The following is a 20,875-nucleotide window of genomic DNA, read 5'->3' on the forward strand; positions in this document are numbered from 1 at the left end:
ATTATCAACCATCTGCGGAAGTCCCATGATTGCAACGGAATCGTATCCTTGGTCACTGTTTCTTTTCTGCATCTAAACAATTGGTACCAGTGATTGCGGCAACCGGTGTCAGGCTGCATACTTGGTTCTGCCCAATAGGGAGGGGGGAACCATGTATAGTGATGAAGAACTCGACGCCGCCGTATCGGCTGGTATCTTGAACGATCAGAATGTCGCGGGCTTCCGTGACTTCGTGGCGACAAGAAGGGGCCATGTCGACGCCCCGGAACATGAGCGTTTCCGGCTGCTGACCGGGTTCAACGATGTGTTCGTTTCGGTCTGCTGCGGCCTGATCCTGGCTGCCGCCGCCTATCTGGGGGGACGGGTGCATCCGGCACTGGGCGGGCTGGCCGTGGCAGCCATCAGTTGGGGTCTGGCCGAATATTTCACCCGCCGTCTGCGCCTGTCGCTGTCCAGCATCGTGCTGCTGATCGGCTTTGCCGGCGGCACCCTGGTGGCCGGCCTGACGGGTCTGTTCGACCTGCTGGGCCTGGAACAGGCACGCATCCAGAATATGGCCGATGCCGCCGGTGCCATTGCCGGGGCGACGGTTCTGGCCGGGGTCGGTGCCTATGCCCATTGGCGCCGCTTCATGGTGCCGATCACGGTGGCAGCCGGGTCGGCCATCGCCCTGGCCGCTGTTGCGGCCCTGGCCGTGCTGGCGGTGCCGTCCTTACGTGACAGTATGCGGGTGCTGGTGCTGATCGGCGGGCTGGTGATGTTCGCCATCGCCATGCGCTGGGACAGCCAGGACCGGACGCGCAATACCCGCCGTTCCGACGTGGCCTTCTGGCTGCACCTGTCGGCCTCGCCCATGATCATCCATCCGGTCTTCTCCTGGGTGGGTGCCAATGGGGCGGTGCAGATGGTCAGCCCCGGCCTGGCGCTGGCCACCTGCATCGGCACCTATCTGGTGATCGCCCTGGTGTCGCTGGCCATCGACCGCCGGGCCATGCTGGTCTCGGCCCTGGCCTATGTGCTGTATGCGATGGGGCAGCTGTTCGCCATGGCGGGCACGGCCAAGGAGATGAACATGGCCCTGGCGGCCCTGGTCATCGGGTCGGGCCTGCTGCTGTTGTCCACGCAATGGGAAGCCGCCCGCCGCCTGCTGGTCCCGCACCTGCCGGGCGGCATGCGGGAGATGCTGCCCGTCGCGCGGTGATTGATCAGAGACCTTGATTGTCAGGGCTCCCCTTCGGCTCGACCTGACCTACGGCGCTTTCACCTGTAGGTCAGGTCGAGGCGGATGCCGAGCCCTGACTTTTTCTTCTTCAACCCCTTCCATGCGTAACTTCCTTGCCTCACTGCCATGGCGCTATGCTACGCACGGTCCCTTGACCTGACGCAGCAACGCCCGGTCCGGGGTCCCACCCCCCGCCAGGGCAGAGGATTGAAGTGATGAGCAAGCGACGCGACGGCGGCCATGCCGCCAAGGGACCCAGCCAGCGCCAGTTGCGCGTGGGCGAGGAAATCCGCCACATCCTGGCCGATATTTTCCGCCGCGGGGAATTCCGCGATCCCGAACTGATGGACCTGAACGTCACCGTGTCGGAAGTGCGCATCAGCCCCGACCTGAAGAACGCCACCGCCTTCGTCATGCCGCTGGGCGGGTCCAAGCCGGAACTGGTGGCGGCACTCAACCGCGCCTCGGCCTTCCTGCGCACCCAGATGGCGCATGAAATGCGCCTGCCCTATGCCCCGCGCCTGTCCTTCCAGCTGGATACCAGCTTCGACTACGCGGAAAAGATCGACCGTATCCTGCACGACCCGCATGTCGCGCGCGACATGACGGGCATCGTCGACACCGGCAACAATGCCGAAGAGGACAAGGAAGAGGGCGGGGACCAGAACCATGGCGCGTAAGCGCAAGGGCGTTCCCCGTCACGGCTGGCTGGTGCTGGACAAGCCCGGCACCATGACCAGCACGCAGGCGATGGCAAAGGTGCGCTGGATGATGAATGCGGAAAAGGCGGGCCATGGCGGCACGCTGGACCCCATCGCCACCGGCATCCTGCCCATCGCCTTCGGGGAGGCGACCAAGACCGTCCAATACGCCATGGATGGGCACAAGACCTACCGTTTCGTGATGAAATTCGGGGAGGCGACGGACACTGACGACCGCGCCGGCCAGGTCATCGCCACCAGCGATGTGCGCCCCACGGATGAACAGATCGAAAAAGCGCTGGAGGCCTTCCAGGGCCTGATCAGCCAAGTGCCGCCGCAATATTCCGCCATCAAGGTGGATGGCGAGCGCGCCTATGATCTGGCCCGTGAGGGGGAGGCGGTGGAACTGGCCGCCCGTACCGTCCGTATCGACGGTTTCCACCTCACGGGCCGGCCCGACGATGACCATGCCGAGTTCGAGGTGGAATGCGGCAAGGGCACCTATATGCGCTCGCTGGCCCGCGATCTGGCCCTGGCGGTGGGTACCGTCGGCCATATCACGGTGCTGCGCCGCCTGTCGGTGGGGCCGTTCAGCCTGGCCAATGCCGTCACGCTGGAACAGTTGGAACAGATCGTGGCGGAAGGGGAGCCGGATCGGCTGCTGATGCCCGTCGCGGCCCCGCTGGACCGGCTGCCCGCCATCGACCTGACCCCGGTGGAGGCCGACCGCCTGCGCCATGGCCAGGGTGTGTCGCTGCTGCGCCGGGCCGACCTGGACCGGCTGGAGGCGCTGCGCGGCGCCGGTGGGGAGGAGGGCACGGCGCTGGCCCTCACCGAAGGCCGCCCCGTGGCCCTGGTCCGGCTGGAGGGTGGCGAGCTTCGGCCCGCGCGAGTGTTGAACCTGTAGCTTTTCGTGTTCCTCAATCGCCGGCGCTGCATCCGCAGCTTGGCTACGCCGCATGAGCGGCGCGGCGGCCGTCGCCGCCGGAGCTGTTTCCGGTCAACCGAAAACAGCCCTTACGCTGGCTTCGGTTCGGCGTCCAGGTCGGCGCCCAGGTCGGCGGGCGGGGGTTCCGGCGGGGCGATGGGGGCCTTAGGCGTCAGGGCCACCAGACCCTCCGCGATCATGCCGCGCGCCGTTTCCCGTTCCCCCATGACCACGGTGCTGGCGCCGTTCTGGGTCAGATAGACCACTTCCTCGTCGGCATGGGCGCGGGCGATGATGGACAGGCCGGGATTGGCCACCCGCGTCTGGCGGATGATCTGTCCCGCTTCGAACGAGCCGGGGATGGCAATGAACATCAGGCGGGCGGCGGACAGGTTCAGGGCCGACAACACCTCCGGCACCACGGCATTGCCCACAACCACCTCCACCCCCTGCTCCCGCAGGCTGTCGATGCGCTTCTGACTATCCTCCACCACCAGGAAGGGCACGCCCTCCTCCTTCAGCCGGGCGGAAATCAGGCTGCCGACCCGTCCATGGCCGATGATGATGGCATGGCCGGTCAGGCTGGTGGGCGGGATCGGCTCGCGCGTCGGCTCCACCACGGCGGCGGGGACGACAGCGTCGCCGCCGCCGGGTTCCAGCCGGTGGCCGAACTTGTCGATCAGGGTGAACATCACGGGGTTCATCAGGATCGACAGGATGGCCCCGACCAGCACCAGATCCTGACCTTCCTGCGGCAGCAGGCCCAGATTGACGCCCAGCGCCGCCAGGATGAAGGAGAATTCACCGATCTGCGCCAGCGAGGCGGAGATGGTCAGCGCGGTACTGCGCGGATGGCCGAAGGCCAGCACAATCAGGTAGGCGGCAATCGACTTACCGAACACGATGATCAGGACGGTGGCCAGCACGGGCAGCGGTCGTTCGATCAGGATGGCCGGATCGAACATCATGCCGACCGACACGAAGAACAGCACCGCGAACGCGTCACGCAGCGGCAGCGATTCCTCCGCCGCGCGATGCGACAGGGGCGATCCCGACAGGACCATGCCCGCGAAGAAGGCACCCAGCGCAAAGGACACACCGAACAGGGTGGCAGCCCCATAGGCTACGCCCAGGGCGATGGCCAGAACCGCCAGCCGGAACAGCTCGCGTGAACCGCTATGCGCGACCTCGTGCAGAACCCAGGGAATGACGCGCTTGCCCACCACCAGCATCAGGGCAACGAAGGCCGCCACCTTGCCCAAGGTGATGGCGATGACGGTGATCAGATCGGCCCCGCTGAGCGCGGGGGCGGCGGCGGTTGCCCCCTCGGCCCCGGCCTTGTCGCCCAGCAGCCCGGCCAGGGCCGGCAGCAGCACCAGGGCCAGGACCATGGCCAGATCCTCAACGATCAGCCAGCCGATGGCGATGCGGCCCCGCTTGCTTTCCACCAGCCGCCGCTCCTGCAGGGCGCGCAGCAGAACCACGGTGGAGGCAACCGACAGGGCCAGACCGAAGACCAGACCGGCCCCGATGCTCCACCCCAGCGCCCAGGACAGGCCCATGCCCATCAGGGTAGCAAGGCCGATCTGGCCGATGGCGCCGGGAATGGCGATGGCCTTCACCGACATCAGGTCCTTGACGGAGAAATGCAGGCCCACCCCGAACATCAGCAGGATGACGCCGATTTCCGCCAGCTGCGGCGCCAGATTCATGTCGGCGACATAGCCCGGCGTCCCCGGCCCGATGATCACACCGGCCAGCAGATAGCCGACCAGGGGAGAGATTTTAAGCTTCTGCGCGATGGCCCCGAAAATGAACGCCAGCGCCAGGGCCGCGACAATCATTGTAATCAGGGGCACATCATGCATGAGAAGCCTGCCTTTCATCCGGGCCAATGACCGGGCAGGGTCTTGACCTCTCAACCATTTGATCCAATATCACCCAATATGGTTGAGACACTGCGGATTGCAACCCGTGCCACATGAACTTTCTTCACTGACGCTTTCGCCCGCGCAATGCCGCGCCGCGCGCGGCCTGCTGGACTGGAGCCAGGAACAGCTGGCCCAGGCATCGGGCCTGTCGCGCAGCACCGTCCGCGACTTCGAAAGCGGCCGGCATGAACCGCACCGGGGCAGCCTAGTCCTGTTGTTGCAGACGCTGGCGGAACAGGGCGTGGAACTGGTCGCGGCGGTGGATGGGGCAGGCGAGGGGGTGCGGTTTAGGGCGTGAGGCGAGGTTGCTGCCCTCACCCTCCTAAACGCTTGCGCGTTTGGGAGGGTGAGGGGTCCTTCCTCAATCCAGCGCGAACACCATCGCCTTCAGATACTGCGTTTCCGGCAGCAGCGGGTGGACAGGGTGATCGCTGCCGGCGCCGGCAAAGCGCAGGATGCGGCCTTGGCGGCCGGCATCGCCCAGACCGCGCGCGACCTCCGTATGGAACAAGGGCGGCTCCATATTGTGGGAGCAGCTGGCCACCAGCAGCATGCCGCCGGGGGCTACCAGACGGGCGGCGGCCTTGGTCATGCGGCGATAGGCGCGGCTGCCTACCGCCAGGTCCTTCTTGGATTTCACGAAGGCCGGCGGATCGGCGATCACCACATCGAAGGTCCTGCCTTCGGCCACCCATTGGTCCATCAACGTGAATGTATCGCCCTTTTCCGCCGTCACGCGGTCGGCCACGCCATTGGCCTCTGCCGCCTTCATGGCGATGGAAAGCGACAGGGCGGACCGATCGACCAGCGTAACATGCGATGCGCCACGCTTGGCGGCCAGCACGCCGAAACCGCCGGCATAGGTGTAGAAATCCACCACGCTGCGGCCTTGGGCTAGATTGGCGATGAAGGAACGGTTGTCGCGCTGATCGAAGAACCAGCCGGTCTTCTGTCCTTCCGACAGGTCGGCGAAGAAGGTGGCGCCGTTCTCCTCCAGCGGGATCAGGCCCTGGACGGAGCCCTTCACCACCTTCACCTCCTCGTCCAGCCCCTCAAAGGACCGGGCCGTGCTGTCATTGCGCAGCACGATGGAAGACGGGTTCAGCACCTCGTCCAAGGCGGCCAGGATCATGGGCAGGCGGCGATCCATGGCGACATTGTTGGCCTGCACCACCATGATATCGCCATAGCGGTCAATGATCAGGGCCGGGAGGCCGTCGCTTTCGGCATGGATCAGACGGTAGAAGGGCCGGTCATAAAGCCGTTCGCGGATTTCCAGGGCGCGGCGGATGCGGCGCACGAAGAAGGCCGTGTCGATGGCTTCCGCCGGATCGCGGGTCAGGAAGCGTGCGCAGATCAGGCTGTGCGGGTTGAAGGCGGCCACACCCAGGGTGGCACCGCCGGCATCGGTGACGCGGACAATGGACCCTGCCGGCAGCGCCTTGGCCGCCTTGTCCATGTCCACCTCGTTCGAATAGACCCAGGGATGGCCTTGCTGCGCCCGCTTGTGTCGGCCCGCCTGGATGCGGATCACCGGCAAGGAGGCAGGCTTGGCGGACGGGGTCGGTGTATCGGTGGTCATGGCGGGGGCCGTCGCGGCGGGGATGTCGGTCATGGCGCGGAAAATACCGCCGCAATCCCCTTCGGCTCAAGCCACAAGGCGGCCACCCTGCCATTCAAAAGCCTTAAGATGCCGAGACACAGGCCGGTGACCACCGGCCCAGCGCCCGTGCGCCGTGATGCCCAAGCCGCCGGATGGCGGCGCCCGGCATTTGAGGGAACAAACAATATCACCCCAGCGGTCGGCACAGGCGCAGATCCTCGCGGTAATGGCCATGTTCCAGGGCACGGGCCAGGGCCACCGACACGCTGGTCCCGATGCCTTCCCGCTGCGGCAGGTGCAGATGCACGGCATTGCAGCCGAGATCCTTTGCCATCCGGTCCATATCGTCCAGTAAGACATCAATGGCGGCTTCCGGCTCGATCAGGTCCAGAGCCAGGAACATGTCGACCTGGAACACCTTGCCATGCCGGGGGCTGGGCAGGATCTGATAGGCGTAGATGCCATGGATATAGCCATGGTCGCCCTCCACGGTCCGGATGCCGCCCTCTGCGGTGCCCAGCAGCAGGCCGGCATAATGGCGCCAGGCCTCGCGGTCATCGGCGGCGCGGCCCGTCTGCACCAGGGGCCAGGCCTGATCGATGCGGCGGCGGTCCAGCGGCTTGACGGAAAAACGGTCGGACATGGTCACCCGTTCCGGCGAGATAAGCACGGCGAAGTCTCTGTCTGTCTGAACAAGGCTGCCGTGCGTTTGCACGGACGGTCCCCCATCGTTAACCGATATGCCGATGGTCGCGCTTTGATCTGGATCAAGGCGCGTTCAAGCGGTTGGGCCTAGACCTCTGGATATGTGTTCATCGGCCAACCATTATGAAATCCTTCAATTGGCTGGCGGACATGACTGGAAGTGCTCCACCGGCCTTGTTGCGCGTTGTGGATCGTTTCCAAAAGGCGCATTCTTCCTTCCGGTGGAAAACCGGGGGCGATGCTTATATCGGGGGGCCTCACATGGCGTTGGCTGAACATGCATGCACACGGGAAGGCGCCGTGGCGGCCCGTATCGACGTTGCGCCGTGCAATGCCTGCCCGGTGCGCAGCATGTCTGTCTGCTCCGCCCTGGAAGCGGACGAGCTGAAGCGGCTGGCCGATATCCTGGTGTCGGTGAAGGTCGATGCCGGCCACACCCTGTTTGCCGAGGGGGACGGGGCCGACACCCTGTTCAATGTCACCGCCGGTACCATGAAGCTGTACAAGCTGCTGCCCGATGGGCGGCGGCAGATCACGGGGTTCCTGCTACCCGGTGATTTCCTGGGCCTGTCGATCAACGACACCTATGCCTATTCGGCGGAGTCGGTGACGGCGGCTACCCTGTGCCGTTTCCCCCGCCGCCGCCTGGAAGGGCTGCTGGAGGATTATCCCAAGATGCAGCGCCGGCTGTTTGCCATGGCGTCCAGTGAGCTGGCGGCGGCGCAGGATCAGATGCTGCTGCTGGGCCGCAAGAACGCCAAGGAGCGTATCGCATCCTTCCTGCTGATGCTGTCGGAACGCGCCAAACGGCGCGGCTATGCCGAGAACCCGGTGCATGTACCGATGAGCCGGTCGGACATTGCCGACTATCTGGGCCTGACCACGGAGACGGTCAGCCGCACCTTCACGCAGCTGAAGACCAGCCGCGCCATCTCCCTGCTGGAAGGCGGCAAGGTCCGCCTGAACGATGTGGAGACCCTGCAGGAGCTGGCCGAGGGGGCGTGACCCTTCAGGCCGCAGCACCCTGCCGCGCCGCCACGGCGGCTTCCGCCTGCGACAGAAGATCGGCCAGGATGTCGGCCACAGGCTGTTCCTTGTTGACCATGCCCACCGACTGACCGGCCATCAGCGACCCGTTCTCCACATCGCCATCAATGACGGCGCGGCGCAGGGCGCCGGCCCAGTAATGCTCGATCTCCAGCTGGGCTTCCTTCTGGTCCAGCTCACCTGCATCGAAGCGCGCGATCACTTCGCGCTGCTTGTCCATGAAGCGCTTGGTGCCCTCGTTCTGCAGGGCGCGGACGGGGATGACCGGGAAGCGGCTGTCCAGCGCCACGCTGGCCACCGCGTCACGTGCATTGCCCCGGATGAAGGCCTGCTTGAATTTCGGGTGCGCACGGCATTCGCTGGCGCAGACGAAACGGGTGCCCAGTTGCACGCCGGCGGCCCCCATCTCCAGGTAGGAGACAATGGCCTCCCCCCGCCCGATGCCGCCCGCCACGAACACCGGCACATCGCGGATTTCCGGCAGGATTTCCTGGGCCAGGACGGAAGTGGAGACAGGCCCGATATGGCCGCCCGCCTCGCTGCCCTCGATCACGATGGCGTCGGCACCGCTGCGGATCAGCTTCTTGGCGATGACCAGGGCGGGGGCGAAGCACATGACCTTGGCCCCGCCATCGCGCGCCGCCTTGATGGCGACAGCGGGGGGAAGGCCGCCGGCCAGCACGATATGGCCCACCTTCTCTTCCAGGCAGACCTGCACCAGTTGATCCAGCTGCGGATGCAGGGTGATCAGGTTGACGCCGAAGGGCTTCGTCGTCAGCGCCTGGGTGCCCCGGATTTCATCGCGCAGCAGGTCGGGCGACATCGACCCTGACGCGATGACACCAAAGCCGCCAGCATTGGAAATGGCCGCCACCAGCGCACGGTCCGACACCCAGGTCATGGCCCCGCCCATGATGGCGAGATCGGTGCCCAGATAATCACGGCCCCGCGACCAGAGCTGATCCAGATGATGGCGAGCGGTCATGGCGACGGGCCCTTCAATATTTGACTGCCGAATGGTCGGCGTTCACTACCGCCGGGCATGTGCCCGGTCAAGGGGTGCGCGCCAAATGAAAAGGCCCGGCGCCGTTTCCAGCGCCGGGCCTAACCGAGAACGGATAAGGGCTTATGCCTTATCGAGACCATAGGCCGTGTGCAGGGAGCGCAGGGCCAGTTCGGTATATTCCTCGGCGATCAGGACGGAGACCTTGATCTCGCTGGTGCTGATGACCTGGATATTGATGCCACGGTCGGCCAACGCCTTGAACATGCGCTGGGCGACACCGGCGTGGGAGCGCATGCCGACGCCGATCACCGACACCTTCACGACATTCGCGTCCGAGACGAGACGACGATAGTTCAGCGTGTCCCTGGACTTTTCCAACACCTGGACCGCGCGGTCGATATCGGCCTTGCCGACCGTGAAGGTCATGTCGGTGGTGCGGCCATCTTCGGACACGTTCTGCACGATCATGTCGACATTGATGGCGGCATCCGTCAGGGGCCCGAAGATGCGGGCGGCCACGCCCGGCTGGTCTTCCACGCCAATCAGGGTGATCTTCGCCTCGTCCCGGCTATAGGCGATGCCGCTGACCAGTTCCTGTTCCACGATCTCATCCTCGTCCACGACCAGGGTGCCGGGCAGTTCGGAGCCAGCCGCCTGTTCAAAAGTTGACAATACCTGCACCCGCACATGGTGCTTCATGGCCATCTCGACCGACCGCGTCTGCAGGACCTTGGCGCCCAGCGACGCCATTTCCAGCATTTCCTCATACGTGACGCGGTGCAGCTTGCGCGCCGACTTCACGATGCGGGGATCGGTCGTATAGACGCCGTCGACATCGGTATAAATGTCGCAGCGGTCGGCTTTCAAGGCCGCAGCCAACGCCACCGCCGAGGTGTCGGACCCGCCACGGCCCAGCGTGGCGATCCGGCCCTTCTCCGTCACGCCCTGGAAGCCGGCGACGACGCCGACCACGCCCGTGGACATATTGTCCGACAGGTTCGTGGTGTCGATCCGCTCGATGCGGGACTTGCCATGCGTGTCATCGGCGATCAGCGGGATCTGCCAGCCCTGCCAGGAACGGGCGGGGATACCGATTTCCTGAAGCGCGATGGCCAGCAGGCCCGACGTCACCTGTTCGCCGGACGCGACAACGGCGTCATATTCGGCCTGATCATGAACCCGGGATATCTGCTTGCAGTAATCGACCAGCTGGTTGGTCACGCCCGACATGGCGGAGACGACGACGGCCACTTCGTGCCCGGCATCGACCTCCTGTTTCACCTTTTTAGCGACATTCTTGATCCGCTCGATATCGCCGACCGAGGTGCCACCGAATTTCAGGACAAGCCGCGCCATAACGCCATTCCATCAAGGGTCAGGGTAATTTTCGCAAAGGCTCCGGTGCCGGAGCGGGCTATCCATAACCCGACGCACCATGGGCCGCAAGGCGCGCCCATCGCACTGCACCCATGAAGCGGCGTGGTGTGCGCGCCCACGCGTCCTATTGACCCCGCGACAGGCCGTCCCAGCTTTGCTATGCCGTTTGCCGAAGTCCGGGAGAGATGAACCATGAACGCCGCAGCCAACGCCCAGGCCCAGCCCCGCACCACCGTCGATCCGGCAGAGATCGAGCGGTTCAGCCGCATCGCCGCCGAATGGTGGGACCCGGCGGGCAAGTTCCGGCCGCTGCACAAGTTCAATCCCGTGCGTCTGGCCTGGCTGCGCGATGTGATCTGCAAGGCGCATGACCGCGACCCCCATGCCCCGCGTCCCCTGGACGGTATCCGCATCCTGGATGTGGGCTGCGGCGGCGGGCTGCTGTCGGAACCGCTGGCCCGGCTGGGCGCGACGGTCACGGGCATCGATGCGGCGGAAAAGAATGTGAAGACCGCGGCAGCACATGCCGCCGAAACCGGCGTGACCGTCGATTACCGCGCCACGACGGCAGAGGATCTGGCAGCAAGTGGGGAACAGTTCGACGTGGTCCTGGCCATGGAGATTGTCGAGCATGTGGCCGATGTCGACCTGTTCGTGCGCACCGTCGCGGGGCTGGCCCGGCCCGGCGGGCTGGTCTTCATGGCCACCTTGAACCGCACCACCAAGAGTTTTCTGTTCGGCATCGTGGCGGCGGAATATGTGCTGCGCTGGCTGCCACGCGGTACCCATGACTGGAAACGTTTCCTGAAGCCGTCGGAACTGACCGGCACCCTGCGCCGGGCGGGCGTGGAGGTACGGGAGGTCACGGGCGTCGCCTATAACCCCATCTCCGACCGGTTCAGTCTGGCCGCCAAGGATCTGGACGTGAACTACATGCTGTGGGGTACGCGCGGATAAGGGAGGGCGGCAATGGTCCGTCACCGCGCCCTGTATCACCGGAAACAGGCATAATCCTTTCGGTCAGGTCCCAAGCCTTTCCAGTAGGCACGCCGCGCGGCATAGTGGCGCCGTCATTGCGGTATCGAATTGACAGATGTGTCACCGTCCCTTGTCACGTGCCAGGCTGGTCCTGGCCGGTCTGCTGTTCGCGTACCTGGCCGGGATATTGCCCGCCGCCGGGGCGGCAGGTGATCCATGGGGTGATTTCCCCTCAATGGGGTTCACCGATCTGACGGTGGCCGACGGGCTTCCCAACGATACGATCAGTGCGGTGGCACAGGACAAGGCCGGCCTGATCTGGATCGGCACCTTTGCGGGTCTGGCCCGCTATGACGGCTATCGCCTGCATCAATGGGACAGCGACCCGGACGACCCCGACCGTCTGCCGGAGATTTATGTGCGGTCGCTGCTGCCCCTGTCGGATGGGGGCATGCTGATCGGCACGGGGGCCGCCGGTCTGGTCCGGTATGATGCCACCACCGACCATTTCCAGCGGATCAGCGCACAGGACGGGCCCGGTGCCCGCCTCTATGCCATGATGCCGGCCCGCGACGGGGCGGGTGATGCCGCCTGGATCGTGGCCGATGACGGACTTTTCCTGTGGCGGGCCGCCGACAATGTGATGCGCCCGGTGCCGCTGCGGGATGCGGCGGGGCAGCCATTGAACCCCAAACTGTTCGCCGTGCTGGAAGAACCCAATGGCGACCTGTGGGTGGGGGGCATGGGCGGCCTGATGCGCCGTCGCGCGGGCGAGGCGCATTTCACCGCGATACGGGCGGAGGGCCCCGCCGCCGACACCGTGAATGCAGAGATCTGGGTCATCCACCGCGACCGGGAGGGCCGGTTATGGCTGGGGTCGGGTGATGCCGGTGTCGCCTATCTGATGCCGGACGGCAGCGCCCATGCCGTGGCCGGCCTGACGGGGCCGAACGGGCTGGCCGGGCGGCGGACCATCCGGTCGATGGTGGAGGTACCGGGCAAGGGACTGTGGATGGCCACCGACGGTGCCGGCCTGATCATGCTTGACCCCACCACAGGCCGGTTGCGGCAGGTGCGCCATGACCCCGTCCTGCCGGGCAGCCTGAATGGCGACCGGCTGCGCAATGCGATGTTGGACCGGACGGGCAATGTCTGGCTGTCCACGGACCAGGGGGTGGAGCGGTATGATCCGCATGCCAACCGGCTGCGGATCGTGCCGGCCACGCCGCTTTCGCCCATGGCCCTGTCCAATCCCGAAGTCTACACCGCCCATACCGACACGCGCTCCAGGGTCTGGCTGGGTCTGGCCAATGGCGATGTCGATGTGCTGGATCTGGCCGCCGGCCGTATCGACCGGTTGCGCCTGCCGCCGCCCAACAATGGCCGCGATGTCCGCGCCCTGGTGCCGCTGCCCGACGGTCGTCTGCTGGCCGCCGCGCGCGGTGTGGCGGCCATCGATCCGGTCACCATGACCATCACCCCGTCGGCCATCCCCTGTCTGGAAGGACAGATCATCAATGTGATGATCGCGAAGGGGCAGGAGATAATCGCCGGCAGCTTCGACGGGCTGAGCCGTTTCAACATCGGTACGGGCGAGTGCCGGCGCTTCCGCCATGATGCCGCCGACCCCAAAAGCCTGCCCAACGACAATGTCCGCTCCCTGACCATGCTGGGTGACGGAAGGCTGGTGGTGGGTACAGCCGGTGGTCTGGCCGTCACCGAAGGGCAGGGCGGCTTCCGCAACCATCGGCCCGATGCGGGTGATCCCAACAGCCTGTCGCATGCCTATGTCACCGGCATCGCGGAGGACCGGCATGGACGGCTGTGGCTGTCCACGGCAGGCGGCGGACTGGTGGTGACGGATGTGGAGGATCTGGGGGCCAAGCCCCGCTTCCGGTCCATCCGCCGCCGTAACGGCCTGCCGCACGATAATATCGGCGGCCTGGGCATTGATGAGAAGGGGCGCGTCTGGTTCACCACCCCGTCGCGCGTCGGCATGCTGGACCCGCAATCGGGCCGGTTCACCCTGCTGGGCGAACGGGACGGCGCCACCCTGAAATTCTATGTGATCCGCGATGTCGCCAAGGGGCCGGGCGGACAGATGCTGCTGGGCGGGCTGGGCGGGCTGACCATCCTGGATCCCGATGATGATACCGCACCGCCACCCGCCGCCGTCCTGCGCGTCACGGGCTTGGAGATCAATCACCGCGAACTGCCGCCGGCCCTGTTGCCGGAAACCGGCCGCCGCCTGTCGCTTGATGCCGCCCAGCGCAACCTGACCCTGGCCTTCTCCCTGCTGGATTACCGCGCCCCTGGCGATCTGCGCTACCGCCACCGGCTGGACGGGTTCGACCAGGGCTGGCTGGACAGCGGCACCCGCGCGCCGGGCGCCAGCTATACCAACCTGCCCGCCGGTGACTATACCTTGCGGGTGGAGGCGTCGCAGGCAGGGCAGGATACCGTACTGGCCAGCCTGTCGCTGCCCATTTCCATCGCGCCGCATTGGTATGAAACGCTGTGGGCGCGGTTGGGGATGGGGGTGCTGACCATCCTGGCGGTGTTCGGCATCGTGCAGGCCCGTACCGGGGCCCTGCACCGGCAGCGCAGCCGGCTGGAGGCGGAGATCGCGGACCGTACCCGCGATCTGGTGGCCGCCAATGCACGGCTGGACATGCTGGCCAGCACCGACCCGCTGACCGGCCTTCTGAACCGCCGCCGTTTCATGGAACTGGCCGCCGCCGAACAGCTGCGCGCCGGACGGCATCAGCGGCCCTTGTCGCTGCTGCTGATCGACCTGGATCATTTCAAGCGGGTGAATGATCAGCATGGGCATCGCATGGGCGATGCCGTTCTGCGCACCGCCGCCGCCATCCTATCGGGCGCTATCCGTGGCACCGACCTTGCCGCCCGTTTCGGGGGGGAGGAACTGGTTCTACTGCTGCCGGAAACTGATCTGGCAGGGGCGGCAGGCATGGCAGAACGCCTGCGCCAGGCCTTCGCCGCCACCACCACCAGCCTGGATGGCAAGGATGTGCGGGTGACGGCCAGCCTGGGCGTGGCCGCCTGGCGTGGGGCGGGCGAAAGCCTGGATGCCCTGCTGCACCGGGCCGACCAGGCACTGTACGCCGCCAAGCATGCAGGCCGTGACAAGGTGATGGTGGCTGCAGGCACGCAACCCGGCTGAATCCAAGGCTGTTAGAGCTGTTTTCGGTTAACCGAAAGCAGCTCCGGCGGCGACCGCCGCCGCGCGGCCCATGCCGCGTAAGCCCAACCTGCGGATGCAGCGCCGGCGATTGAGGAAAACGAAAAGCACCACCGCAGCCCCCCCATGACATCGATGCGTCATACTGGTCTGGACAGCGACCTTCCGTACCGTCATGTTGCGGGCGCACATTCCGGTCTACCAACCTTCCGTAAATGCGGGGCGCACCATGCTGAAGGACCTGATCGAAGGGTTCCGGGAATTCCGGCGCACGAATTTCAAGCAGCAGCGGGGCCTGTTCCGCACGCTGGCCTGGGCCGGCCAGAAGCCGAAGGCCGCCCTGATCACCTGCTGTGACAGCCGCGTCGATCCGACCCTGATTTTCGCGGCTCAGCCGGGCGATCTTTTCGTTGTTCGAAACGTCGCCAATCTGGTGCCGCCCTATAAGCCCAACCAGGATTATCACGGCACCTCGGCAGCACTGGAATTCGCGGTGCGCGAACTGGGCGTGCAGCTGCTGGTGGTCATGGGCCACAGCCAGTGCGGCGGTGTCGCCGCCTTGCCCAAGGATCGCAGCGACCAGAAATCGGACTTCGTCGATCACTGGATGTCGATCGCCGAACCCGCCCTGGCCAAACTGCGCGAGGGAGAGCCGGCAGGCGCAGAAACCGACCTGCCGGAACTGGAACGTGCCGTGGTCCGGCTGTCGCTGGAGAATCTCCGCACCTTCCCGTGGATCGCGGAAGCCGAAAAGGAAGGCAAGCTGCTGTTGTGCGGGATGCTGTTCGACGTGGCCGATGCCGAACTGCATGTGCTGGACAATGCCACCGGGCAGTTCCAGCCGGTATCCCCGCCGCGCCCGCGCTTCCACTCCACCCATTCGGCCCTGTCCGCCACCGCTGCCGCCGCCGTCGAAGGCCAGGCAGATGGAACCGTGGCCCATACATAATCCGGCCATGATCGGCGGCTAGAACATGTCCATGCGCAAGATCATCCTGGCCCTTCTGGCCGCCGCCGCCCTGTCGCTTCCCACCGTTGCCGCGCCCACCAAGGGCAAGGCCCCGCCGCCGCCCGCCCTGTCGGCGGAGGAAAAGGCCCGTCTGCCGGCGGTGGAGGCCTATCTCAACGATATCCGCAGCCTGAAATCGCAGTTCATCCAGTACAGCGACGATGGCGCCGCCATGGCGACGGGCACGTTCCAGCTGCTGCGCCCCGGCCGCATGCGCATTGATTACAACGAGAACGGCAATTACATCGTCGCCGATGGCCGCTTCGTCTATTTCTGGGACGCGGAGGTCAAGGAGCAGCAGAACGCCCCCATCGGCAGCACGCTGGCCGATTTCCTGCTGCGCGACAATATCCGCCTGTCCGGCGACGTCACCGTGACCCGCATGGGCCAGGATGACGGCGTGCTGGAGGTCACCCTGGTCCAGACCAAGGAACCCGGCCAGGGCAGCCTGACCCTGGTGTTCGAGGAAAAGCCCTTCGGCCTTCGCAAATGGCGGGTGCTGGATGCGCAGGGCCGGACCACCGAAGTGGCCTTGCAGAACCCGCAATTCGGCGTCAGCCTGGACAAGGACCAGTTCTATTTCCGCGAGGTCGGCCGCCGCCGGGAACGCGATTAGAGCGGACTTCTTTTGACTGGAAACGCGTTTCCTTCGTCATCCCGGCGAAAGCCGGGACCCAGCGTGAAGCGCGGTTAGCGCCGGGATGACGATAGGGGATGCCTCCTGTCAACGTAAACCCGATCTAAGCTCCGGAGCTGTCGTCCATGACCCGTTCGCCTGCCAACACCGCCGCCAAGCCGCTGGTCGGTCTGCCCTGTGACGCGCGCGAACTGGGCCCCCATCCGTTCCATGTGGTGGGCGACAAATATATCCGCGCCGTCAGCCATGGGGCGGGGTGCCAGCCGATGCTGATCCCGGCACTGGGCGACTGGTGGGATGTGGACGGGCTTCTGGACCGGCTGGACGGGCTGTTCCTGACGGGCAGCCCCAGCAACCTGCATACGGGGCTCTATGGCCTGCCCGACGCGATGCTGACCCCGCCTTTGGACCCCGCCCGCGATGCCACCACCCTGCCGCTGCTGAAGGGCGCCCTGGCGCGGGGCATCCCGGTCTTCGCGGTCTGCCGGGGGTTTCAGGAACTGAACGTGGCCCTGGGCGGCACGCTTCACCCACGTATCCAGGAGGTGCCGGGCCGCATGGACCACCGGGAGCCGAAGGAGGCACCGGTGGAGGTGCAATATGCGCCCGTCCATCCCGTGATCCTGACCCAAGGCGGTGAATTCGCCCGCATCACGGGCGTGGGGGAAATGATGGTGAATTCCCTGCATCAGCAGGGCATCGACCGCATCGCCGACGATCTGGCCATCGAGGCGGTGGCACCCGACGGGCAGATCGAGGGCGTGCGCTATACGGGCGGTCCGGGCTTTGCCATGGGCGTGCAATGGCACCCGGAATGGCGCTTCTGGGAAAACCCGCCCTACGCGGCCCTGCTGACCGCGTTCGGGGATGCCGTCAGGGATTATGCCGAACGCTGAGTGGTCGCCTCTGCGTAGCGCGGATTAGGCGTCAGCCGTAATCCGCGGCGCGACGGCGGGGATCGGGTTTCCGCAGATTACGCTGCGCCAATCCGCGCTACGATCATGACATCAACCTACACCGCGCCCACGCTGACATAGCTCGACACGCCCCTGATATGCTCATCCACCGCCAGACGGTGGGAGAGGGGTGGGAAGGCGCGCTGGGTGCAATCCAGACGTGGGCAGACGCGGCAATTGACCCCGATGGGCGTGGCCGCGTCCATGTTGGACAGGTCCAGACCCTCGGCATAGGTCAGCTGTGCTGCATGCGCCAAATCGCAGCCGATGGCCACGGCGAATTGCCGCGCCGGCTGTTTCCAGCCGCCACCCGGCTTTTCCACCGTGCGGACGATGGAGAAGAAGGCCGTGCCGTCGGGCATGCGGGCCAGCTGTGTCTGGATTTCCCCTGGCCGGCGAAAGGCATCATGAACATGCCAGCGCGGGCAGGCGCCGCCGAAACGCGCGAAATGGAAGCCGGGGGCGGCACTGAACCGTTTCGACATGTTGCCGGCGGGATCGACACGGGCAAAGAACAAGGGCACGCCCTTAGCCCCTGGCCGTTGCAGCGCCGTCAGCCGGTGGCAGACCTGTTCATAACTGGCGACGAAGCGGCGGCAGAGGATTTCAACGTCATACCGCACTTCCTTCGCCGCCGTCAGGAACCGTCCATAGGGCATCATCAGGGCCGACGCAAAGTAATTGGCCAGCCCCACCCGCGCCAGCCGGCGGGATTCCTCATGGCTGAACGACCCGCGTGAGACGGCGGCATCCAGCAATGCCGCCTGACCCAGCAGGGCGGCCTGGCTGGCCAGCTGGAAGGTGCGACCCGCCGGGTCCAGCATTTCGGAAATCAGCACACGCTTGGAATGCCGGTCATAGCGGCAGATGGCCCCGCCCATCACATCAATGGGCATCAGGCGCACCCGCACCCCGTGCTTCTTCTGCAGATGCGCCGACAGCGTGCCATAGAGATTGCCACTATCCAGATCGCCATCGATCCACAGGCTCTCCGCCGCGATCTCCAGATCGGGGAAATGGTTCTGTTCGGCCTGGAAGAATTCCGACACTTCCTCCTGCGGGAAGGCCTGGGCGCCCATGACCTGCAACTTGTCGCGGTCGGCCACCTTTTCGGCCAGCGCCCCCAAATCCTCCCGCGCCTCGCGATAGGCGCGGTACATGGACACGATGGCATGGCCCAGATTGGGCGCGGCGGCGGCCACCTCCTTCATGTCCTGGGCCTTGATGTCGCCGGCGTCGAACAGGGGATCAGCAAACACCTCCCGCAGGCTCGCCACCAGCCGCGTCTCGTCATCCTCGGCAAAGCTGGCCATGTCGATGCCATAGACCGACGCGATCTTCAGCAGAAGCGGCACCGTCAGCGGGCGCTGGTTGGCTTCGATCAGGTTCAGATAGGAGGGGGAAACACCGATCTCCTCCGCCATCTGCGCCTGGGTCATCTTGAGGTCGCGGCGCAGGCGGCGGACCTTATGGCCCAGCATGGCCTTCTTGTCGGACATGGGATTAGCCTTCCTTGCGCGTAATCAGTTTCACCTCGTCCCGATAGCGAAACCGCAGGGCCGACCAGTCACCATCCAGCGCGATCTGGGTCACCGGGATCATGCCTTCACGGGTCAGGCGGTCCCATCCCGCATCGCGGGATAGATCGCTTCTGATCGACCCGCTTTTCTTGGGATGCGCCACCCAGAAGGTACCGCCGCGTTTGTAAATCGGCAGCAGGCGGTCAGCCAGGGTACCAAGGGCCGCGACATCCACCGCGAAACCCAGCAGCAGGTCGATATCGCCATCAGGCCGTTCGGTCGGCAAACCGATGATTTCACGCAGATTTCCGGGGACATCCAGCATCCAGGCACGCCTACCCGGCTTGAACCCCAGCTTGTCGGCAATGCTTTTCATGGCCAGATCCCGCGCTTCCTCATCCTGTCAATTTACAGACTTTACAACATTACAGCAATCGTCATTACAAGCTGTGACAGCAATACTATTTTACGAAATTCACTCTATTGATCATTTTATGTCCGAGGTCCATGTTCATCTCAACGGCGCTGCACTGCACACCAAATGGTGCAGAACAAGAAGCGGCCCGCACGAGACACCAGAGAGCCCCACCAGGCCAGGAGTTGAGAGATGTCCCCGTTGGACCAGACCCAGAGCATCGACCTCGCCGCCATCCACGCCAAGCGCTATGACGGTATCAAGCGCGACTTCACGGCTGAGGATGTGCGCCGCCTGTCCGGGTCGGTGAAGATCGAGTATACGCTGGCCGAAATGGGCGCCCGGCGCCTGTGGGAACTGCTGCACACCCGGCCCTATGTCCACACGTTGGGCGCCTTTACGGGCAATCAGGCCCTCCAGCACGTCAAGGCCGGCCTGGAAGCCATCTATCTGTCGGGCTGGCAGGTCGCGGCTGACGCCAATCTGGCGGGGCAAATGTATCCCGACCAGTCGCTGTACCCCGCCAATTCCGTCCCCGCCGTTGTGAAGCGCATCAACAATGCCTTCCAGCGCGCCGACCAGATCCAGACGGCGGAAGGCAAGGGCGACACCTACTGGTTCGCACCGATCATCGCCGATGCCGAGGCCGGCTTCGGTGGCCCGCTGAACGCGTTTGAACTGATGAAGGGCATGATCGAGGCCGGCGCCGCCGCTGTTCACTTCGAAGACCAGCTGGCGTCGGAGAAGAAGTGCGGCCATCTGGGCGGCAAGGTGCTGATCCCGATCCAGCAGTTCATCCGCACCCTGAATGCCGGTCGTCTGGCCGCCGATGTCTGCGGCACCTCCACCCTGGTGGTTGCCCGCACCGACGCCGAGTCGGCCCAGCTGATCACCAGCGACGTGGATGAGCGCGACCATCCCTTCATCGACCGCAATGACCGCACGCCGGAAGGCTTCTTCCGCATCAAGAAGGGGGTCGGCGTCGATTACTGCATCGCCCGTGCCCTGGAATATGCCCCTTATTCCGACCTGATGTGGTGGGAAACCTCCAAGCCGAACCTGGACGAGGCCCGCCGCTTCGCCGAGGCCGTGCACAAGAAGTTCCCCGGCAAGATGCTGGCCTATAATTGCTCGCCCTCCTTCAACTGGAAGGCCAACCTGGACGAGGCGACCATCGCCAAGTATCAGGCCGAACTGGGCGCCATGGGCTACAAGTATCAGTTCGTGACCCTGGCTGGCTTCCACAGCCTTAACCTGGCGACCTTCGAACTGGCCAAGGGCTACAAGGAACGCGGCATGGCCGCCTATTCCGAGATGCAGCAGCGTGAATTCGCCGCTGCCGAGCAGGGCTTCACCGCCGTGAAGCACCAGCGCGAAGTGGGCACCGGTTACTTCGACGCGGTGGCGGTTGCCATCTCGGGCGGTACGTCTTCGACCACCGCCATGAAGGACAGCACCGAGACCGATCAGTTCCATTGATCCTGAAGCAAAGCATGATCCTGGCCTTGGCTGGGATCATGCCAGCGGCGACTGCCGCCGCGGCGCCTATGCGCCGTGAGCCAAGCCGCCGGATGGCGGCGCCCGGCGCCTGAGGGAACATTATTCTACTGATCCGTCCTTCTTCCTGAACGGAAGGGC

Annotated in this window: 18 protein-coding genes; 11 read left to right on the forward strand and 7 right to left on the reverse strand. The window is 65.2% G+C overall.

Annotation, left to right across the window (positions count from 1 at the left end):
• The first annotated feature begins 151 nt into the window (after nucleotides 1–151).
• The 3 genes from ACODSP_RS10470 to truB all read left to right on the forward strand — a co-directional run bounded on the left by ACODSP_RS10470 (nucleotide 152) and on the right by truB (nucleotide 2,830).
• Nucleotides 152–1,201, forward strand: a complete 1,050-nt coding sequence (locus tag ACODSP_RS10470) for a hypothetical protein (protein ID WP_488965541.1) — start codon at nucleotides 152–154, stop codon at nucleotides 1,199–1,201.
• Between the two features lie 236 nt (nucleotides 1,202–1,437).
• Nucleotides 1,438–1,902: a 30S ribosome-binding factor RbfA gene (gene rbfA / locus ACODSP_RS10475; RefSeq protein ID WP_488965542.1), complete on the forward strand. Its 465-nt coding sequence runs from the start codon at nucleotides 1,438–1,440 to the stop codon at nucleotides 1,900–1,902.
• A complete protein-coding gene (gene truB / locus ACODSP_RS10480; protein WP_488965543.1) occupies nucleotides 1,892–2,830 on the forward strand; it encodes a tRNA pseudouridine(55) synthase TruB in 939 nt (312 codons plus the stop codon). The genes rbfA and truB overlap by 11 nt, the downstream gene beginning before the upstream one ends.
• Before the next feature lie 110 nt (nucleotides 2,831–2,940).
• Here truB and ybaL read toward each other — a convergent pair whose 3' ends face one another.
• A complete protein-coding gene (gene ybaL, locus ACODSP_RS10485; RefSeq protein ID WP_488965544.1) occupies nucleotides 2,941–4,719 on the reverse strand; it encodes a YbaL family putative K(+) efflux transporter in 1,779 nt (592 codons plus the stop codon).
• 106 nt (nucleotides 4,720–4,825) lie between these two features.
• Here ybaL and ACODSP_RS10490 point away from each other — a divergent pair, with 106 nt between their 5' ends.
• Nucleotides 4,826–5,080 (forward strand): helix-turn-helix domain-containing protein, encoded by a 255-nt coding sequence (locus tag ACODSP_RS10490; RefSeq protein ID WP_488965545.1) that lies wholly within the window; start codon nucleotides 4,826–4,828, stop codon nucleotides 5,078–5,080.
• A 63-nt stretch (nucleotides 5,081–5,143) separates the two neighbouring features.
• On the opposite strand, the gene ACODSP_RS10495 is transcribed toward ACODSP_RS10490, so the two are convergent.
• Nucleotides 5,144–6,397 carry a class I SAM-dependent rRNA methyltransferase gene (locus ACODSP_RS10495; protein WP_488965546.1) on the reverse strand — a complete coding sequence of 418 codons (1,254 nt, stop codon included), beginning with the start codon at nucleotides 6,395–6,397 and terminating at the stop codon, nucleotides 5,144–5,146.
• Between the two features lie 175 nt (nucleotides 6,398–6,572).
• Complete coding sequence (locus tag ACODSP_RS10500; RefSeq protein WP_488965547.1) at nucleotides 6,573–7,028, reverse strand: hypothetical protein; 456 nt, start codon at nucleotides 7,026–7,028, stop codon at nucleotides 6,573–6,575.
• Between the two features lie 323 nt (nucleotides 7,029–7,351).
• Between ACODSP_RS10500 and ACODSP_RS10505 the strand changes: the two genes are divergently transcribed.
• Nucleotides 7,352–8,095, forward strand: coding sequence for a Crp/Fnr family transcriptional regulator (locus ACODSP_RS10505; RefSeq protein WP_488965548.1), 744 nt, complete (start codon nucleotides 7,352–7,354; stop codon nucleotides 8,093–8,095).
• 4 nt (nucleotides 8,096–8,099) lie between these two features.
• Here the strand turns inward: ACODSP_RS10505 and ACODSP_RS10510 are convergent, their stop codons facing one another.
• Together ACODSP_RS10510 and ACODSP_RS10515 are read right to left on the reverse strand one after the other, a co-directional pair.
• Complete coding sequence (locus ACODSP_RS10510; RefSeq protein WP_488965549.1) at nucleotides 8,100–9,122, reverse strand: NAD(P)H-dependent flavin oxidoreductase; 1,023 nt, start codon at nucleotides 9,120–9,122, stop codon at nucleotides 8,100–8,102.
• Between the two features lie 141 nt (nucleotides 9,123–9,263).
• Nucleotides 9,264–10,499: an aspartate kinase gene (locus ACODSP_RS10515; RefSeq protein ID WP_488965550.1), complete on the reverse strand. Its 1,236-nt coding sequence runs from the start codon at nucleotides 10,497–10,499 to the stop codon at nucleotides 9,264–9,266.
• A 213-nt stretch (nucleotides 10,500–10,712) separates the two neighbouring features.
• Between ACODSP_RS10515 and ubiG the strand changes: the two genes are divergently transcribed.
• From ubiG to ACODSP_RS10540, 5 genes are all read left to right on the forward strand, one after another.
• Nucleotides 10,713–11,477 (forward strand): bifunctional 2-polyprenyl-6-hydroxyphenol methylase/3-demethylubiquinol 3-O-methyltransferase UbiG, encoded by a 765-nt coding sequence (ubiG, locus tag ACODSP_RS10520; protein ID WP_488965551.1) that lies wholly within the window; start codon nucleotides 10,713–10,715, stop codon nucleotides 11,475–11,477.
• 151 nt (nucleotides 11,478–11,628) lie between these two features.
• Nucleotides 11,629–14,682 (forward strand): ligand-binding sensor domain-containing diguanylate cyclase, encoded by a 3,054-nt coding sequence (locus ACODSP_RS10525; protein WP_488965552.1) that lies wholly within the window; start codon nucleotides 11,629–11,631, stop codon nucleotides 14,680–14,682.
• A 247-nt stretch (nucleotides 14,683–14,929) separates the two neighbouring features.
• Nucleotides 14,930–15,649, forward strand: a complete 720-nt coding sequence (locus tag ACODSP_RS10530; protein WP_488965553.1) for a carbonic anhydrase — start codon at nucleotides 14,930–14,932, stop codon at nucleotides 15,647–15,649.
• A 31-nt stretch (nucleotides 15,650–15,680) separates the two neighbouring features.
• The gene (locus ACODSP_RS10535) at nucleotides 15,681–16,325 is read left to right on the forward strand and encodes a LolA family protein (RefSeq protein WP_488965554.1); all 645 of its coding nucleotides are present in this window, start codon (nucleotides 15,681–15,683) and stop codon (nucleotides 16,323–16,325) included.
• A gap of 146 nt (nucleotides 16,326–16,471) precedes the next feature.
• Nucleotides 16,472–17,242, forward strand: coding sequence for a gamma-glutamyl-gamma-aminobutyrate hydrolase family protein (locus tag ACODSP_RS10540; protein WP_488965555.1), 771 nt, complete (start codon nucleotides 16,472–16,474; stop codon nucleotides 17,240–17,242).
• A gap of 116 nt (nucleotides 17,243–17,358) precedes the next feature.
• Here ACODSP_RS10540 and ACODSP_RS10545 read toward each other — a convergent pair whose 3' ends face one another.
• Nucleotides 17,359–18,801 carry a helix-turn-helix domain-containing protein gene (locus ACODSP_RS10545; protein ID WP_488965556.1) on the reverse strand — a complete coding sequence of 481 codons (1,443 nt, stop codon included), beginning with the start codon at nucleotides 18,799–18,801 and terminating at the stop codon, nucleotides 17,359–17,361.
• Between the two features lie 4 nt (nucleotides 18,802–18,805).
• Nucleotides 18,806–19,198 carry a hypothetical protein gene (locus ACODSP_RS10550; RefSeq protein WP_488965557.1) on the reverse strand — a complete coding sequence of 131 codons (393 nt, stop codon included), beginning with the start codon at nucleotides 19,196–19,198 and terminating at the stop codon, nucleotides 18,806–18,808.
• A 231-nt stretch (nucleotides 19,199–19,429) separates the two neighbouring features.
• On the opposite strand from ACODSP_RS10550, the gene aceA reads away from it, so the two are divergent.
• Nucleotides 19,430–20,716 (forward strand): isocitrate lyase, encoded by a 1,287-nt coding sequence (gene aceA / locus ACODSP_RS10555; protein ID WP_488965558.1) that lies wholly within the window; start codon nucleotides 19,430–19,432, stop codon nucleotides 20,714–20,716.
• Nucleotides 20,717–20,875: the final 159 nt, after the last annotated feature.

Source organism: Niveispirillum sp. FG156, assembly GCF_057809555.1.